General features: G+C 46.4%; 1 protein-coding gene. It reads left to right on the top strand.

Going from position 1 to position 1,167, the window contains the following annotated elements; translation table 11 throughout:
- A partial coding sequence (locus AB4653_RS17135; protein WP_372104814.1) for a tandem-95 repeat protein occupies positions 1 to 1,167 on the top strand: 1,167 nt, incomplete at both ends.

Raw genomic sequence — 1,167 nt, 5'->3', positions numbered from 1 at the left:
ATTACGCCAGATGAGAACTTCAATGGCGATATCGATATCAGCTTTGATATTTCAGATGGTACTAACACGGTTCAAGCTTCTGCCGATTTAACCGTTAACCCAATCAATGACCTGCCAGTTCCTCAAGATCAACAGTTCAGCATTGAAGAAGACGGTACGCTGCAGTTTACTGATGCAGATCTGCTAACCGGTGCAACCGATATTGAGGGTGATGATCTCACGGTTGAAGGCATCAGTTATGAAGGGACTGATGGGGTACTGACAGACCATGGTGATGGCTCATACAGCTTTGCGCCAAATGAAAACTTCAATGGCGACGTGAACTTTAGTTTCGATGTTTCAGACGGCACCGATACGGTGTCTGCAAACATTGATGTTAGCGTGACTCCAGAGAACGATCCGCCAGTTGCTGGCTCTACGTCTTACACAGTTAATGAAGACAATTCGATTACCATCTCTGATGCACAACTATTGGCAACATCTTCAGACATCGAAGGTGATGTATCGATAGACAGCGTGACTTACTCGGGTAGTGATGGTGTCCTTGAAATCAACGGTAACGGTACTTACACCTTCTCGCCAAACGAGAACTTCAATGGTGATATCAGCCTTGACGTTATTGTTGCCGATGAAGACGGTTCGATTGATGAAACCACTGCGGGCATCACCGTTCTAGAAGTGAATGATCCACCGGTTGCGGGTCCAACGTCTTACACCATTGATGAAGACTCAGTACTGACCTTCAGTGAGTCTCAAGTGTTGCTTAATGCCTCAGATGTAGAAGGGGATGTTGAGCTTGTGGGTATTAGCTACGATGGCCCTGAGGGAATCTTCTCAGTAAATGGTGATGGCACTTGTAGCTTCGCTCCGAATGAGAACTTTAATGGCCAAGTTCAGCTTGATGTCACCATTCGTGATGAAGACGGTGCAGAAGTTGAAACCGTCATCAATGTTGACGTATTGCCAATCAATGATGCGCCAGTATCGGGTGATTTGGCTTACAGCGTTAACGAAGATGGTTCAATCACACTGAGCCAAGATCAGCTGTTGTCTCAAGCGTCTGATGTTGAAGGTGAAGACCTAACAGCAAGCGATTTAACGGTTGGTGGTGATGCGACAGTTGTAGCTAACGACGATGGCAGCTTCACGATTACGCCAGATGAGAAC

Source organism: Vibrio sp. 10N.222.48.A3, from assembly GCF_041475345.1.
Lineage (GTDB): Bacteria > Pseudomonadota > Gammaproteobacteria > Enterobacterales > Vibrionaceae > Vibrio > Vibrio tasmaniensis_A.
This window is presented reverse-complemented; position numbering and strand designations above follow the sequence as displayed.